Genomic DNA, 14,957 nt, shown 5'->3' on the forward strand with positions numbered 1-14,957 from the left:
AGTGAAGGGATGCAGGACTACCTGGACTCGCTGGTGGACAACGGTGCGGCCGGGGTGCTTCTGCACTACCGGTCCGGTGACCAGACCTGGATCGGGTCGAGCGGCCGAGCTGAGCTGGGTACAGACCGGGCTGTGGATCCGGACGGCTGGTTTCGCATCGGGAGTGTGACCAAGACGTTCACAGCTGTCGTGGTGCTGCAGTTGGCAGGCGAGGGGAAGCTGCAGCTGGACGAGCCTGTCAGCCGATGGGTGCCCGGGATGCCGGACGAGATCAGCCTTCGGCAGCTGCTCAACCACACCAGCGGCCTCTACAACTACACCGACGACCTGCCCGATCCAGCGGGGATCGTCCGGGATCGCTACCTGCACCACGAGCCGATGGACGTGCTGCGCAGCGGTCTGACGAAGCCGCGGCTGTTCGCGCCAGGCAGCTCATGGTCGTACTCGAACACCAACTACATCGCGCTCGGCGTACTGATCGAGGCCGTGACCGGCAACGCGTACCGCGACGAGGTGGCCGCGCGGATCCTGCAACCGCTCGGTCTGCAGCGGACCATGGTGCCCGATGCCGAGGTGGACCTGCCCGAACCGCATGCAAGCGCGTATCTGACCGTGGATGGCGAGCCGGTGAATCTCGCGCGGGTCGACGCGTCTCAGGCCTGGGCGGCGGGTGCGGTCGTGTCAACAGCGGCAGATCTCAACCGGTTCTATGCGGCACTGCTGTCCGGTGGGCTGCTTGATGAGGTTGGGCTCGAGGCCATGCTGACCGTCGTGCCGACCGGCAAGGACTATAGCTACGGCCTGGGGATTGGTCGGCGGTTGTTGCCGGACGGACAGGCGTGGTGGGGGCACGCCGGTGGGTTCTACGGTTACCTGACGCTCAGCTACATCTCCGAGGACCTGACCAGGCAGCTCACGCTCTCCTACACCGGCAAGGGCATGGAGCCGCCGGAGACCGGCCAGGTGTTGGCCGGTCTCCTCACGTAGCTACTTTTGGACGAGTACGGCGACTGTCCGGGGTGGGACTGTCGCTGTCCCGGTCGCGGATGACCAGGTGGTCTGTTTGACGACCGGGTCGGAGCCACCCGCTTGCACTGGTGAGAGCGACAGGTTGGCGCCGGTCAGGCCGGGCAGCTGCTGGGTCACCGAAGCGCCGGTGGAGTTGAAGACGACTACTACGCCCTTCAGGGCTGGGTCGACGTTCGGGCCTACTGTGTCGTCGATTCGCATGGTGATGACGCCTGGTGTGGCGCCGCTGAGGGGGAAGCTCAGCTTCTGGTTGATGAGGTCGGCGGTGCCGAGACGGAACAGTGGCGTCGAGAAGCGGAGCTTGAGTAGGTCGGCGGCCGCTGCGGACGCCGTGGCCACATCGGTGGACGACGGCTTCAGGGCCGGGTTGGCCAGGAGCGGCTTCATGTACGGCCACTTGGCTTCGTTGTCGGCCTTCGGTGGGAGGCCGTGGCCGAAGCCGTTGTCGGCACCGGTCCAGTCGAGGGTGTTGAACCAGTCGCCGGAGTCGTACGAGTTGCGGTCCAGCGACTTGCTTCGCAGCAGGTCCGCGCCCGCGTGCCAGAACGACGGCGTCTGTGCCAGCGCGGTCGTTGCCAGCGACAACGTGTTCATCCGGATCCGGTCCGGCATCGGCAGGTCGGTCGGCAGCTTGTACGTCAGCGTGTCCCACAACGTTTCGTTGTCATGGGCATCGACGTAGCTGATCACCTCGTCCGGCTGATCGGCGTACCCGGCGGGGGAGCCGTTGTAGTCGACCCCGTCGCCGCGCACCGTCGTACCCGACTCGACGGAGCGGAAGGTGAACGAGCGCAGGTTGCCGGCCAGGCCGAGTTGGACCAGGTCGGTGTCGTGCGCGAGTCGCTTGGCGCGCTCGTCCGGCGTGCCGTTGATCGGGTCGCCGTTCGGATCGCTCGCCTCGCCGGAGCCGAAGCCCTGGATCCGCGGATTGTCGTCAAATGGTCCACCACCTCGGACCGCGTCGCGCATGCGGTCCGAGAACGTGCCGATCCCGGTCCCGCCGAGGTTCCCCTGGCGGGCCTGGACGAACAGCGCGTCGTTCGCGACCTCGCCGAAGTTCCAGCCCTCGCCGTACAGATAGATCGACTTGCCGTCGACGCCGTCCTTGGCGAGCGTCAGTTTGTCCAGCGCGGCGCGGATCTTCAGCATGTTCGCCTTGGTGTGGTGTCCCATCAGGTCGTAGCGGAAGCCGTCGACGTGGTAGTTCTTCGCCCAGCTCACGGTGCCGTCGACCATGATCTTCTCGGCCATTGCGTGTTCGGTGGCGATGTTGCTGCAGCAGGTCGAGTTCTCGACCTTCCCGGTCGCGTTCAGCCGCTGGTAGTACCCGGGCACGATCTGGTCGAGCACCGACGTCGGCGCCTCACCGGCGGCCGGCGTGTGGTTGAAGACCTGATCGAGTACGACGCGCAGCCCGGACTTGTGCAGCCCGCCGACCATCGTGCGGAACTCCGAGACCCGAGCCAGCCCGTCCTTCTGGGTCGCATACGAACCCTCCGGCGTGAGCCAGTGGTACGGGTCGTAGCCCCAGTTGAACCCGTCCTTCGCGGCGACGGCCGTCACGCACGCCTGCTGCTGGTCCGAGTCCGGCGGCAAGGCCTTCAGATCACAGGCCGGAGTTTGCTGACCGGTCTCGGGGATTGATGCAATGTCGAATGTCGGCAAGAGGTGCACCGTGTTGAGCCCGGCCGCCGCAAGCGCCTTCAGGTGCTTGGTTCCGTCGCCGTCGTCCGCGAAGGCCAGATACGTACCGCGGTGCGCGGCGGGAACCGTGTTGTCGTTGATCGAGAAGTCGCGGACATGCAACTCGTAGATCGTCGAGTCGACACCCCGCGCGAGCTTCGGCGCCGGCGTCTTCGACCACAACGCCGGCTGACCCGCCGGATCATTCAGGTCGGCGGCGACGGAGTACGTCGAATCCGTCGTCAACGCAACCGAGTACGGATCCGTGACGACGTTCGTCTCCACCTTCCCGGTGCTGGGGGCGAAGACCGTCACCTCGAAGCGGTACGACGCGTTCTTCCACGAGCGTGATCCGCTGACGGCCCACGATCCGTCATCGCTGCGCTTCATCGGGACAGCCGTCGAGCCGACCAGCAATCGCACGTTCTGCGCGGTGGGCGCCCACAAGGTGAAGGTGGGTGCGCCGCCCTGCCACGTCACGCCGTACGAACGACCGGCCGCGCTCTTGTAGAGATCGTCGAGGACGCCCGGTATCTGCACCCCCGTCGCATCAAGCAGTCGGCCGGTGTCGTCGTACTGCGCCAGCCCGAGTTGCCCGGTGAGGATCTTGCGGGCGTCGGCGTTGTCCAGGCGGAGCGTCGTGTACCCCGGTTTCACAATCCGCGAGTCGTATCGTAGGGATGTCGACAATCCACCAATGTCGTCGGCGTCGACTTTCAACGAGCCCGTGTCGGACCAGTGCAGCCGCCACCGGTAGCGCTCCGGGTGGGCGACTGCCGGTACGGCGAGCGTGTTGCGGTCCAGCCAGTAGGCCTTCGCCTGGCTCAGGTCCGGCGTCGCACCGGGCTTGGACGTCGTCACCGTGAACTGGTGCGTCGCGAGCACGTACGAGAACGTGACCACGAGCCCGTCACTCGGCACCGAGACCGGCACGTTGTTCGCCGGATAGCTCTCGTCCCAGGACAGGTTGTGCGCGACCTTCGCCTCATAGTTGCCCGCTCCCAACTCGCTGGTGGACCAGGTGTACGTCCCGTCCCCGTCCTCGTCGGTCAACCAGGGTCGCATGCAGGACGGGTCCCAGTCGGCCGGACAGCCCAGCTCGGACTGGAACGAGCCAGGCACCGTGATGATCGGCCCCTGCGCACTGGACGTGACGTAGTGCCGCCCGTGTTCGTAGTAGAAGCTGACCGGTCCGGCCGGCGCTGTGTAGGAGATGTTCGCGCCGTTCAGCACCCCGCCGGCGCCGTAGTTCTCGTCCCAGGTCTTGTTGATCGCCGCCTTGTACGCGTGCTCACCGGCCGGGATCGTGTACGTGCCCTTCCACACCTTGTCCTTCGGGTCGAGCGTCAGCTGGGCCTGGTCGCAGTCCGGCGCCCAGTCCGCAGTACAGCCCATCTCGCTGTTGTGGTCACCCGGCACCGATACGTTGGCAGGTTGGACGACCGGACCGGTCCCGCCACCGCCCCCACCGGCTGCAGGTGCGTCGCCCACAACGCCGTACGACCCGGACACCGAGTAGTTGCCCGCGGCATCCCGAAGTACGGCGCGGTACTCGAGCAGGGTGCCCTTCGCCAGACCGGACACGTCCTGGAAGACCCGGTACGGCGCGTTGTCGTCCGCACCGAGCCGCGTCCACGCCGTCGTACCCACCGGCCGGTAGCCGAAGGTCACAGTGACCGGAGTGTTCGCAGGAACCGCAGCGGCGATCTCAGTGCGCCCACCGACCGTCGCACCGAGCTGCGGCGAGCTCATGTAGACAGGAGGTGCCTTAGCAGGCTTCGGGACCTTTGTCTGGGCCTGGTACACCGTGACGGACAGGGGAGCCTGGCTGACGACCACACGGCCCTCACGGTCGGTCTTCACCGACTTGGAGCCGCCGTAGACCGGCTTGAGCCACGTGTTCGGACCGTACGTCGGCACTGTCGCCGACGCCGCAGTCTTCGAGTTGTTGGCGACCACTAGGTACTCGACGTTGTCGCTGCCCAGCCGACTGAACGCATAGAGCCCGTTCGTGTTGGAGGAGTACCGGTGCACCTGCCGTCCGTCCGACAGCGCCGGGTACTTCGCCCGCAGCTTCGCCAGCGCAGCGATGTGCTTGTACATCGGCGAGTTGACGTCGTACCGGTCCTTGCTGCCGATAGTCGTCGTACCGGTGCCGTCCACGACCTCGTCGTCCGTGTAGTCGGCGGTCTTGGTCGCGAACATGTCCTGCCGTGCGTCCTTGTCACCGCCCGGACCGGTGAAGCCCTGCTCGTCGCCGTAGTAGATGACCGGCTGGCCACGCGTCAGGTACATCAGCGAGTGCGCCAACTCGTCCCGCGCGAGCAGATCCTGACCGGACGCGCCACCTTGCTTGAGGAACATGCCGACGCGGCCCATGTCGTGGTTGCCGAGGAACGTCGGCAGCTCGTACGCGTTCGAGTTCGTATCGGTGTAATAGTCGTCGTCGGCGTAGAAGTCCTGCAGCTTCGTACTCGGATCGCCCTTCGCGTAGGCGACCGCGTTCTGCTGGAACCCGAAGTCGAGCGTCGCCTGCAGGTCGCCCTTGGTGGTGTACGTCGACATGAACTGCGGGTTCGCGTCGAAGACCTCGCCGAACATGAAGAAGTTCTTCGTCCCGGCGCTCTTCGCCGCGGCCAGGATCTGCGGCGAGAACTTCTGCCAGAACTCGATGTTGACGTGCTTGACGGTGTCGATCCGGAACCCGTCGATCCCGAACTCGGCCCAGGTCTTGTAGACGTCGATCATCCCGTCGCGGACCTTCGGCTGCTCGGTGAACAGGTCGTCCAGCCCGACGAAGTCGCCGTACTCCGCGCTCTCGCCGGCGAACGTCGAGTCGCCGCGGTTGTGGTACAGCGTCGGGTCGTTCAGCCAGGCCGGCACCTTCACGGTCGCGTCGGCCGGGGTCCGGAAGTACGGGACGTTCGGGAACGAGGTCTGCGCGTCGAGCGGCGGGAAGGTGTCGCCGCCGGCGTACTGCTTGTCGTCGAAAACGTTGCCCTGAGCATCCTTGTACGGCGACGTCGACTTCGGGATGTAGCCGTAGTTGTGGGACTGGTAGTCGATCACGTCCGCGGTGTGGTTGGTGATGATGTCGAAGAAGACCTTCATCCCCTTGCGGTGCGCGAGGTCGATCAAGCGCTTCATGTCCGCGTTGGTGCCCAGGTGCGGGTCGATCTGGGTGAAGTCGGTGATCCAGTACCCGTGGTACCCGGCGCTCACGTCCGCCCCGGCCCCCTGCACCGGACGGTTCTTGAACGACGGGGTCAGCCAGATGGACGTCGTACCCAGGGACTTGATGTAGTCGAGCTTCTGCACCACACCGGCCAGGTCGCCGCCGTGGTAGAAGCCCTTGTCGGTCGGGTCGAGCCCGGTCTGCAGGCGATCGCCCGTGAGCCCGCCGGCGTCGTTCGACGTGTCACCGTTGGCGAACCGGTCCGCCATCAGGAAGTAGAACCGTTCCTTGGTCAGGTCCGGCCGCAGACTCGGCGATGCCAGCGACTTGTCCGCGGGGGTGACCGTCGACCCCGCGATGTCGACCGGCTTGACCGTCACAACGTGACTAGTGTCGTCGTAACTAAACTGCAGCTTCGCCGGTCCCGCGATGCTCAGCGGGATGTTCGGCCCGTTCAGCACCCCGCCCGCGCCGTAGTTCTCGTCCCAGCCCTTGTTGATCGTGACCTTGTACTCGTAGGTCCCCGCCGGTACGTCGAACACCTTCGTGTACGGCGCACCCGCCCCAAGACTGGTCGCGTCACAACCCGGATCCCAGTCGGCCGCGCAGCCCAACTCACTCTGCAGTGACCCCGCCAGAGTGACAACCCGATCCACTGCGACTTGAGCAGGCGCCGGAGACGCCGTACCCAGCCCGAGCACGACCACAGCGGCCGCGGTGAAACCTGCCGTCCAACGCCTGAACCCGCGCATCACGGTCCCCTCCCGCCGATTCACCTGCCGGGGACGCTAGCGGTCGGTTTTTACCGTGAGGAGGGCTCGAATGTCACGGTAAGGTCACGAGGTCCGGCAGGGTGGTCTCGATCGGGGTCCGCAGCACAGTCGCGGCCTGTTCGTCGTACGGCGTTGGCTGGGCGTTCACGATGATCAGCGGCTTGCCGGCGTTCAGGGCGAGGTCGCAGAGACCTGCGGCTGGGTAGACCTGCAGCGAGGTCCCGACGGCCAGGAACAGGTCGGCGGCCTCGGTGGCGGCGACGGCTCGATCGAGGACGTCGCGGTCGAGCGACTGGCCGAAGGAAACCGTTGCCGACTTGAGGATGCCGCCGCAGACCTCGCAGGCCGGGTCCTCGTCACCGGACTCGAGCCGGGGGAGCAAGTCGGCCATCGGGATACGCCGGCCGCACTGCAGGCAGTCGACGTACCAGACTGTCCCGTGGAGCTCGTGGACGAGCGACGGCGACGATCCGGCCTTCTGGTGCAGCCCGTCGACGTTCTGCGTGATCAGACCGGTCAGACGGCCCTGCCGCTCCAGCTCGACCAGTGCGAGGTGCCCGGGGTTCGGCTCGGCTGTCCACGCGGGCACAGCGAGACGGTGCTTCCAGGTAGCCACCCGGACGTCACGGCTACCGACGTACTCGTCGATGTCGAACATCGCCTCCGCAGCAGGATCCTTCGTCCACACACCCTGTGGCCCCCGGAAGTCGGGGATCCCGGAAGCGGTCGAGATCCCGGCCCCGGTCAGCACGGCAATGCGGTCGGCGTCGATCACACTCTCGAACCTATGTGGCGGAGACGCGAGGGCTGTGAGGGGGGATCCATTCGGAGGCGAGGATCGACATGACGATCTCGTCGATCCATTCGCCCTCCCAGAGCAGCGCATCCCGCAGCAGGCCCTCGACCTTGAAGCCTGCCTTCTCGTAGGCGCGCTGGGCTCGCGGGTTGAACGCGTAGACGCCGAGGCTGATCCGGTGCAGGCCGATCTGGCCGATGCCGTAGCCGACGATCAACCGGGTCGCCTCGGTGCCGAGGCCGCGGTCCTGACCGGCCGGGCCGATCAGGATCCGGAAGTTGCAGCACTTGTTGGCCGGATCCCAGTCGTTCAGCACCGCCTCGCCGACGACCTGTCCGGAAGCGCGGTCGACGATCGCCAGGTCGAGCCGGTCGGTCCGGTCCTTCCGGGTGCGCATCCACTCCCGGGCGCGCTCCTCGCTGATCTCCTCATGGCTCCCGGTCAGCCGGGTCACGTCCGGGTCGTCCATCGCGGCAGCGAGCGCTTCGTAGTCACCCTCGTCCAGCGGTCTCAGTACGACGAGATCGCCGGTCAGAGTCGGTTTGTGCGCGAAGTCGATCACCCCTCCGAGTCTGTCAGCTGACGCGCCGTACGACGTAGCGTTTTTCGTCTGATTCCACGAGCTCCTGGGATCGCATCCGGCACCAGGCCGGGATGTCGACAGCCGCGGCCGGATCATCGGCCAGAACAGTGACTGTTTCGCCGATGGCAACAGTCGGTAGCGCCTTGGCCAGTTTGATCACCGGGAGTGGACAGAGCAGGCCTTGGCAATCCAGCTCGACGCTCACATCCCCACCTCCGCCCGGATCCGCTGCACGATGCCCGGCAGCACCTGGCAGAACCTGTCGACATCCTCGTACCTCGTCTCACGGCTCAAGGACACCCGCACGTTCCCATGGGTCAGCACGCCCATCGCAGCCAGGACATGCGATGGCTTCAGGGTGCTCGACGTACAGGCGGATCCGCTGGAGACCGCGAAGCCCTGCGCGTCCAGTGCAGTGACCAGTGCCTCGCCGTCGACGTACAGACAGGAGAACGTGAGGATGTGGGGCAGCCGGTCCTCGGAGTCGCCGACCACTTCCACATCCGGTACGTCGGCCGGCACGCGTCGCCGTACCTCGTCGATCCAGGCCCGGTGCTGCTTGTTGAGCTCCTCGGCCTCACTCAGCCGGGCCTGCAGCGCTGCCGCCGCGGCTAACGCATGAGGTACGTCGGGGAAGCCGGGGGAGAGCCCGTCCTCGCGCTCGTCCATCGGCCATACCGGAGCGATCCGCGTACCCTTCCGCACCGCCAGCAATCCGACACCGGCCGGTCCGCCCCACTTGTGCGCACTAGCCGCCAGCACCGACCACCCCTCAGGCACGGCGTCATGCCCCACGGACGCCGACGCATCAACAAACAGCGGTACGTCGCCACAGTCGGCGGCGATCGCGGCGATTGGTTGCCTAGTGCCTACTTCGTGGTTGGCCGACTGGACAGCAGCCACGGCGACGCCAGGCCGCCGTACTGCGTCCGCGAAAGCCTCCTGATCAACCCGGCCGCGGATGTCCACGCCGACCTCGACAGCCTCGTCCCCAGCACTGTGGAGAACGGCGGAGTGCTCGACCGCCGTGTGTACTACGGTCCGGCCGACCCGATGGCGTGCCGCGCGTACCGCGGACAGGCCGGCCTGGATGGCCGTCGTACCGGAAGTCGTCAGGTAGAGCTCGTCCGGGCGTACTCCGATCGCGTCCGCGAGCACAGCGCGGGCGTTGTCCAGCAGCAGCCGGGCGGTCCGTCCTTCGTGGTGCAGACGCACCGGATCGGCCCATCCGGAATCCACTGCCGACAGCAACATTTCCCGTGCTGCCGGGTGCAACGGCTCCGCCGATGCCGCGTCCAGATACCCACGCTCGCTCACACGGGAAACGCTAAGCCCTACCTATGCGCAGAGACGGGAATGGTGTCCAGTAGTGTTTGGTCGTCAGTCTCACTTGGGAAGGGAAAGGCGCCCCGTGGGTTCGAACGGCACGCCCGGAGTGGAGGAGCGACCGGCAGGTTCTGCCGGCGCCACACGACCGGCGAAGCGTCGCCTGCTGGTCGGCAGTGCAGTGGTGCTCGGCACCCTCATGCTGACCGGTTGCTCGACGGCGACCACTGAGCAGTGGAAACGACTCGGTCTCCCCGAGGGCGCATCCGACCGGACCGAAGCGGTCCGAAGCCTCTGGATCGGCGCGTGGATCGCCGCGCTGATCGTCGGCGTGATGGTCTGGGGGCTGATCCTCTGGGTCTCCGTGCGGTACCGCAAGCGCAACGACGACGCACCCCGGCAGGTGCGGTACAACCTGCCGCTCGAGGTGCTGTACACGCTGGCGCCGTTCGCGATCATCGGCGTGCTCTTCTTCTACACGGTGGAGCACGGCAACAAGATCACCGCGATGTCGGACAGCCCGCAGCACACCGTGAACGTGGTGGCCCAGCAGTGGCAGTGGACCTTCAACTACAAGGACACGGTCGACGGGCAGCAGGGTGTCTGGGAGACCGGCACGATGGACAGGCCGTCCACCCTGTGGCTGCCGGTGAACGAGTCGGTCCGCTTCGACCTGACCTCGCCGGACGTGATCCACTCGTTCTGGGTGCCGTCGTTCTACTTCAAGCTCGACGTGATCCCGGGCCGGACGAACAAGTTCGAGCTGACCCCGACCAAGATCGGCACCTTCGAGGGCAAGTGCGCGGAGCTCTGCGGGCTCTACCACAGCCGGATGGTCTTCAGCGTCAAGGTCGTCAGTCGCGACGACTACGACACACACCTCCGTGAGCTGGCCGCCAAGGGCCAGACCGGCGCCGCCACCGGAGGCTCCGACGCCACCACCATTCCCGGCACAGGAGAGGGCGAGAAGTGACCGACTTCGCCGAGCGCACCGGCGCCATCGGTACCAGCACCACCTACCCGCTGCGGCGCACCAAGGGTCAGATGCTGGTCAAGTGGATCACCACCACCGACCACAAGCTGATCGGGCACATGTACCTGATCACGTCGTTCGCGTTCTTCCTGATCGGCGGCGTGATGGCGCTGATCATCCGCGCCGAGCTGGCCAAGCCGGGCCTGCAGATCGTGAACGAAGAGGTCTACAACCAGCTCTTCACCATGCACGGCACGATCATGCTGCTGCTGTTCGCGACCCCGCTGTTCGTCGGCTTCGCGAACGAGATCATGCCGATCCAGATCGGCGCACCTGACGTCGCGTTCCCACGACTGAACATGTTCAGCTACTGGCTGTTCCTGTTCGGCGGCCTGATCACGGTCAGCGGCTTCTTCACCCCGGGCGGCGCGGCCGACTTCGGCTGGTTCGCCTACGCGCCGCTGTCCAACGCGGTCCGCTCGCCCGGTGTCGGCGGCGACCTGTGGATCATGGGTCTGTGGATGGCCGGTCTGGGTACGATCCTCGGTGCGGTCAACTTCGTGACGACGATCATCACGATGCGCGCACCCGGTATGACGATGTTCCGGATGCCGATCTTCACCTGGAACATCCTGGTCACGTCGATCCTCGTCCTGATCGCGTTCCCGATCCTGGCCGGCGCGCTGCTCGTGCTCGAGGCGGACAGATCCTTGGGTGCTCATGTGTTCGATGCCGCGAACGGGGGGCCACTGCTGTGGCAACACCTGTTCTGGTTCTTCGGGCATCCAGAGGTCTACATCATCGCGTTGCCGTTCTTCGGCATCATCACCGAGATCCTCCCGGTCTTCAGCCGCAAGCCGGTCTTCGGCTACATCGGCCTGGTCAGCGCGACCCTGGGTATCGCGGTCCTCTCGGTGGCGGTCTGGGCGCACCACATGTTCGTCACCGGCGCGGTGAACCTGCCGTTCTTCTCGTTCATGACGTTCCTGATCGCGGTGCCTACCGGAGTGAAGTTCTTCAACTGGATCGGCACGATCTGGGGCGGATCGGTGTCGTTCGACACCCCGATGCTCTGGTCGGTCGGCTTCCTGACGACCTTCCTCTTCGGCGGCCTGACCGGCATCATCCTGGCCTCGCCGGCCCTGGACTACCAGCTGTCCGACTCGTACTTCGTGGTCGCGCACTTCCACTACGTCGTCTTCGGCACCGTGGTGTTCGCGATGTTCGCCGGCTTCTACTACTGGTGGCCGAAGTTCACCGGCCGGATGCTCAACGAGCGACTCGGCAAGCTGCACTTCTGGCTGCTGTTCATCGGCTTCCACACGACGTTCCTGGTGCAGCACTGGCTGGGCGTCGAGGGCATGCCGCGTCGGTACGCCGACTACAAGGCCTCCGAGGGCTTCACCACGCTGAACGAGGTCTCCAGCGTCGGCGCCTTCATCCTGGGCATGTCGATGCTTCCCTTCTTCTACAACGTGTACAAGTCGCGGAAGTCGCCGAAGGTTGGCGTCGACGACCCGTGGGGCTGGGGCCGTTCGCTGGAGTGGGCGACCAGCTCGCCCCCGCCGCGGCACAACTTCGAGAAGCTGCCCCGGATCCGTTCCGAGTCCCCGGCGTTCGACCTGCACCACGCGGAGCTCGCCCTCGCGGAGTACCCGGACAACCGGGCCGGCGCCGACAACCTGCTCGACGCGGGTGAGGACCAAGGGCGCGTGGAGCATCTCGAGGAGATCGCCGATAGCGAGACCGAGGGGAAGGACAAGGCGTGAAGGTCGAAGCCTGGGTCTTCGGGATCCTGAGCGTTTTCGTCGTGGTCGTCACGCCGATCTACTGGCTGATGTCCAACGACCCCACCGGCACCACCGCGCTGGTGATGACGTTCTTCCTGTCGCTGCTGGTGGCGTTCTATCTGAGCGTCACCGCGCGCCGGATGGACGCCCGGCCGGAGGATCGCAAGGAAGCGGAGATCGCCGAAGGAGCCGGTGAGCTCGGCTTCTTCCCGCCGTACTCCTGGTGGCCGCTGTGGTGCGCGCTGACGCTGGCGGTCGCCGTGCTCGGCATCGTCTTCGGCTGGTGGCTGTTCATCGCCGGGGTCGGGATCGGCATCGTGACGCTGAGCGGGTTCATCTTCGAGTACTACCGCGGTGACCACGCTCACTGAGTGTGCTGCCGCTGCTCGCTAGTTGAGCATCGTACGAAAAACGCCGTCCGGGAACGAACCGGGCGGCGTCTTCGTGCGTCTTTAGGAATGCCACCGGTACGGACCGTTGTGGTCCGTACCAGTTCGGTGGCGGTGCGGTGCGAAGAAATGTCGCTGCGGCAGGTTACCCTTACCGCGGTTTGACTAAACAGGGGAGAGCTGGGGAATGGTGAGCGGTTCGGTGAGGAAGCACGGGCTTGCCGTGGCGGGGATCTGCGTGCTGCTGCTGGCCGGCACGGCCTGCAGTGACACGAAGGCCGACGCAGGCAACGGCAGCGGTGGTCAGTCGACCCCGGGCACGTCCACGTCGCAGTCGCCCGGTGCGTCGACCACCCCCGGCGACTCGACCACGCCGTCGCAGACGGCCGCGGCCAGCATCGCCGTCGTGCCCGCCACGGGCGCGTCCTCGGTGCAGCCGGACAAGCCGGTGACCGTGACCACGACGGCCGGCAAGCTGGCCGAGGTCACGCTGAAGGACGACGACGGTGACAAGGTCGCCGGCAGCTTCAACACGGACAAGACCCAGTGGACCTCGACGGACCACCTCAAGCCGGGCGCGTCGTACACCGTGAGCGGCTCCGCCGAGGGCAGCGACGGCGGCACCGTGCCGATCAGCTCGACGTTCAAGACGCTGAAGGCGACGAAGAGCCTGAAAGCCTCGGTCGTCCCGCTGAACGGCGAGACCGTCGGCGTCGCGCTGCCGATCCAGATCTACTGGAACAACCCGGTCAAGGACCGCGCCGCCGTCGAGAAGCGGCTGAAGGTCACCACCTCGGTCCCGGTCACCGGCACCTGGCACTGGGTGAACAGCAAGCAGGTGAACTACCGGCCGATGAACTATTGGCCGGCCGGCACCAAGGTGTCGGTGAACATCGACACCCAGGGCGTCAACGCCGGTAACAACACCTGGGGCACCTCCAGCCGCAAGATCGCCTTCAGCATCGGCAAGTCGGTCGTCAGCAACGTCAACGTCAAGAAGCACTCGATGACCGTGACGATCAACGGCAAGCTGGCCCGCACCATCCCGATCACCGCCGGCAAGGACGGGTTCACCACCCGCAGCGGCGTCAAGGTGATCATGGAGAAGTTCACCACCAAGCGGATGGACGCGGCGACGATCGGCATCAAGCCGGGCGACCCGAACTACTACAACATCAGCGACGTGAAGTGGGCCCAGCGCGTCACCAGCTCCGGCGAGTTCATCCACGGCGCCCCGTGGTCGGCCGGCAGCCAGGGCAGCGCCAACGTCAGCCACGGCTGCGTCGGCATGAGCCTCGCGGACGCCCAGTGGTTCTTCAACCAGACCCTCCGCGGCGACCCGGTCACCGTCACCGGCACCTCCCGCCACATGGAGCCCGGCAACGGCTGGACCGACTGGAACACCACCTGGGCCGCCTACAAGAAGGGCTCCGCCCTCTCCTGAACCGAGAGGTAGGAGCGGCGGAGAAGATAAAGACAAACAAGAACAAAGACATTTGAAGTAGTGGTTGAGTTGGGCCGGACACCTCAGGGTGTCCGGCCCAACTCATTCAGCAGAGCGGGCCCGTTCTCCTCAGGCTTTGGCAGTGAACAGCGCTAGTTGGGTCCAGTCCTCCATCGCGGTCGTGAGGATCTTCTTGACCGCGGTCTTGGCCTGCTCGAGCGCCAGATCGATGAAGCACTGGCAGCGACGGAGCTCGTCACCGTTCAGGACGCAGAGCAGGATGCCGGTGATCTGCACGCCGCGGGCTGCGGCGGTTACCTTCGCATCGAACGGCAGTGGGATGCGTTCGATCAATTCCCGAGCGAAACGCTTAGCGAGGCCGCCGAAGCCCAGCAGCGACATGAGTCCGCCACCGAGCAGGCCGAGGACCTCGTGCGCTTTGTTCTTGGCGGCGAGGATGAGCTGGGCGACTTCGGCGAGCGCCTTGCAGTGATGGCGGCGCCTGGAGCGCACAAGCTTTCTGAAGGTATCCGATACCGCGTAGTCAGCCGCACGCTCGGCGACGGTCGCCTGCCAGCTGTCCGTGACAACGGCCGCGCAGAGCTCGATGGCGCCGTCGACCCTCCTGCGCTTGGCGAGCGAGAGGTTGCCGTATGAGCGATCTGGTGGTCGTCCTGGCTTGGGCTTCGGGCGTGGCCGCTTGGATGTGCCAGGGCCTGAGCGGCGCCTCCGCTTTCTTCGGGCGCTGGTTCGTGCCACGGTCCGAGCACTTGTCGCCCGGCGCACCGTCGAGCCCTTGTGCTGCCAGCAACGGACGCCGTCTCGTTTCACGGGCCGTCGGCAGGGCCGACCGTTGCGCTTGATCGCCTTGCACTTGGCCACACAAGAATCATCAGACGTTCAGGTCTGGTCCGTATTGGTGCCGGAGTGTCGGCGCCTTCAGCGGACGAACGGGGTCGACGGCTGCTCCGCGGCGAGACCGGCCAGTTCGAGGAC

Annotated in this window: 11 protein-coding genes; 5 read left to right on the forward strand and 6 right to left on the reverse strand. The window is 66.0% G+C overall.

Annotated features, from left to right (window positions below; translation table 11 throughout):
* Positions 1-9 precede the first annotated feature (9 nt).
* Positions 10-987 carry a serine hydrolase domain-containing protein gene (locus ACQPYH_RS16010; RefSeq protein WP_432892073.1) on the forward strand — a complete coding sequence of 326 codons (978 nt, stop codon included), beginning with the start codon at positions 10-12 and terminating at the stop codon, positions 985-987.
* Here ACQPYH_RS16010 and pulA read toward each other — a convergent pair whose 3' ends face one another.
* The 5 genes from pulA to ACQPYH_RS16035 all read right to left on the reverse strand — a co-directional run bounded on the left by pulA (position 988) and on the right by ACQPYH_RS16035 (position 9,356).
* Entirely contained in the window at positions 988-6,639 is a 5,652-nt protein-coding gene (gene pulA / locus ACQPYH_RS16015) for a pullulanase-type alpha-1,6-glucosidase (RefSeq protein ID WP_432892076.1), read from the reverse strand. It abuts the gene before it with no gap.
* Positions 6,640-6,712: 73 nt separating this feature from the next.
* Positions 6,713-7,435, reverse strand: a complete 723-nt coding sequence (locus ACQPYH_RS16020; RefSeq protein WP_432892079.1) for an SIR2 family NAD-dependent protein deacylase — start codon at positions 7,433-7,435, stop codon at positions 6,713-6,715.
* Between the two features lie 10 nt (positions 7,436-7,445).
* Entirely contained in the window at positions 7,446-8,018 is a 573-nt protein-coding gene (locus ACQPYH_RS16025; RefSeq protein ID WP_432892082.1) for a GNAT family N-acetyltransferase, read from the reverse strand.
* Positions 8,019-8,031: 13 nt separating this feature from the next.
* Positions 8,032-8,244 (reverse strand): sulfurtransferase TusA family protein, encoded by a 213-nt coding sequence (locus ACQPYH_RS16030; RefSeq protein WP_432892085.1) that lies wholly within the window; start codon positions 8,242-8,244, stop codon positions 8,032-8,034.
* Positions 8,241-9,356, reverse strand: coding sequence for a cysteine desulfurase family protein (locus ACQPYH_RS16035; RefSeq protein WP_432892087.1), 1,116 nt, complete (start codon positions 9,354-9,356; stop codon positions 8,241-8,243). Before ACQPYH_RS16035 ends, ACQPYH_RS16030 begins: the two co-directional genes overlap by 4 nt.
* 94 nt (positions 9,357-9,450) lie before the next feature.
* Between ACQPYH_RS16035 and ctaC the strand changes: the two genes are divergently transcribed.
* The 4 genes from ctaC to ACQPYH_RS16055 all read left to right on the forward strand — a co-directional run bounded on the left by ctaC (position 9,451) and on the right by ACQPYH_RS16055 (position 13,961).
* Positions 9,451-10,338 (forward strand): aa3-type cytochrome oxidase subunit II, encoded by an 888-nt coding sequence (gene ctaC / locus ACQPYH_RS16040; RefSeq protein WP_432892090.1) that lies wholly within the window; start codon positions 9,451-9,453, stop codon positions 10,336-10,338.
* A 71-nt stretch (positions 10,339-10,409) separates the two neighbouring features.
* The gene (gene ctaD, locus ACQPYH_RS16045; protein ID WP_432894406.1) at positions 10,410-12,107 is read left to right on the forward strand and encodes an aa3-type cytochrome oxidase subunit I; all 1,698 of its coding nucleotides are present in this window, start codon (positions 10,410-10,412) and stop codon (positions 12,105-12,107) included.
* Positions 12,104-12,499 (forward strand): cytochrome c oxidase subunit 4, encoded by a 396-nt coding sequence (locus ACQPYH_RS16050; protein WP_432892093.1) that lies wholly within the window; start codon positions 12,104-12,106, stop codon positions 12,497-12,499. Before ctaD ends, ACQPYH_RS16050 begins: the two co-directional genes overlap by 4 nt.
* Positions 12,500-12,719: 220 nt before the next feature.
* Positions 12,720-13,961: a L,D-transpeptidase gene (locus tag ACQPYH_RS16055; protein WP_432892096.1), complete on the forward strand. Its 1,242-nt coding sequence runs from the start codon at positions 12,720-12,722 to the stop codon at positions 13,959-13,961.
* A gap of 129 nt (positions 13,962-14,090) precedes the next feature.
* Here the strand turns inward: ACQPYH_RS16055 and ACQPYH_RS16060 are convergent, their stop codons facing one another.
* A complete protein-coding gene (locus tag ACQPYH_RS16060; RefSeq protein ID WP_432892099.1) occupies positions 14,091-14,720 on the reverse strand; it encodes a hypothetical protein in 630 nt (209 codons plus the stop codon).
* Positions 14,721-14,957: the final 237 nt, after the last annotated feature.

The sequence above is a fragment of the Kribbella sp. CA-245084 genome (assembly GCF_050942355.1).
Lineage (GTDB): Bacteria > Actinomycetota > Actinomycetes > Propionibacteriales > Kribbellaceae > Kribbella.

Bases quoted from the DNA above. Each gene is read 5' to 3' on its own strand.
- ACQPYH_RS16010 (WP_432892073.1), top strand. From the start codon at position 10: ATGCAGGACTACCTGGACTCGCTGGTGGACAACGGTGCGGCCGGGGTG.
- pulA (WP_432892076.1), bottom strand. From the start codon at position 6,639: ATGCGCGGGTTCAGGCGTTGGACGGCAGGTTTCACCGCGGCCGCTGTG.
- ctaD (WP_432894406.1), top strand. From the start codon at position 10,410: ATGCTGGTCAAGTGGATCACCACCACCGACCACAAGCTGATCGGGCAC.